The sequence below is a fragment of the Collinsella aerofaciens genome, from assembly GCF_015670795.1.
GTDB classification, from domain to species: Bacteria; Actinomycetota; Coriobacteriia; order Coriobacteriales; family Coriobacteriaceae; genus Collinsella; species Collinsella aerofaciens_Q.
Window position 1 is genome coordinate 1 of sequence record NZ_JADPCJ010000069.1, and the last position, 1248, is coordinate 1248.

Annotated in this window: 1 protein-coding gene; it reads left to right on the forward strand. The window is 71.3% G+C overall.

Annotated features, from left to right (window positions below; all coding sequences use genetic code 11):
- The first annotated feature begins 88 nt into the window (after nt 1-88).
- Nucleotides 89-1210, forward strand: a complete 1122-nt coding sequence (locus I4W09_RS10290) for an IS110 family RNA-guided transposase (RefSeq protein ID WP_196034099.1) — start codon at nt 89-91, stop codon at nt 1208-1210.
- The last annotated feature ends 38 nt before the right edge of the window (nt 1211-1248 follow it).

A 1248-nucleotide genomic window follows, 5' to 3' on the forward strand; every position in this document is an offset into this window, starting at 1 on the left:
CCCCGCTCGTGACCGCGGGTCGGGGCTGCGACAATGATGTTGAAGTGCCATAGGCGCAGCCGCGCCGCAACGAGGTTGGGAGGCTCCCATGCCAAAGTATTCTACCGCCTTCGGAATGGACGTACACCTCAGGTCCACCACCGTCTGCGCCCTCGACGCGGACACCGGCGAGGCCGTGACGAGGAGGTTCCCCGGCAACCCCTGGGGCGAGATCGCCGGGTGGATGGATGGGTTCCCCGGGCCGTCGCTCGCGGCCTACGAGAGCGGCTACCTCGGCTTCGCCCCGCAGAGGGAGCTCGCCGGGCTCGGCGTCGAGTGCGTCGTCGCCGCGGTCTCGAAGATCCCCAGGTCGGCCGCCGACTCGGCCTCCAAGAACGACAGGAACGACGCCGCCAGGATGGCCAAGGCGATACTCGCCCACGACATCTCCCCCGCATGGGTCCCCTCCCCCGAGGTCGAAGGCATCAGGGACCTCGCCGGCGCCTACGACGGGGCGACCGCGCGCCTGGCGACCGCCAAGCAGCGGCTGCTCGCCTTCCTCGCAAGGCGGGGGTTCGTCTACGGCGGCACCACGCCCGCCGGCAACCCGAGGAAGTACTGGACCTACGACTTCCTGAGGTGGCTCGACAAGGTCAGGCCGGAGGACGATGGCGGGGTTCGGACGCTCGCCGCCCTGAGGAACGAGGTCGAGGCCGCGGCGGAGGCCCGGGCGGACCTGCTCTCCGAGTACAGGGCCGCCGTGGATGCCAGCCCGATCGCCGCGGAGGTGGCCGCCCTCCAGTCGATCAAGGGCTGCGCCTTCGCGCTGGCCGCGGCCTTCTCGGCCGAGGTCGGCGACTTCACGAGGTTCCGTTCCGGAAGGCAGGTCACGGCCTATTTCGGCCTCGCGCCGAGTCAGAGGTCGAGTGGCGACTCCGTGCGGCTCGGAGGCATCAGCGGTGCGGGCAACGCGCTCGTGAGGAAGCTGGCCGTTGAGGGTTCATGGTGCTACGCCGCGGCACGGCACCAGCCGAAGCTCATGCCGAGGGACACGGGCGTGCCCCTCGAGATAAGGATGCACGGGAGGAAGGGGTCCGAGCGGCTCCTGCGGCGGCGCGAGGAGATGCTCGCCCGCGGCATGCCCGCGGCGAAGGCCAACGCGGCCACCGCGGCCGAGCTCGTGAGGTGGCTCTGGGCCCTCGGCGCGATGTGCCGGGAGGGCGCGGAATAGACATAGCCCCCGTCCCGGCGAGCCGGGCGGCCTTCGGG

Excerpts from the sequence above, each read along its gene's own strand:
- I4W09_RS10290 (WP_196034099.1), top strand. The coding sequence starts at position 89 with ATGCCAAAGTATTCTACCGCCTTCGGAATGGACGTACACCTCAGGTCC.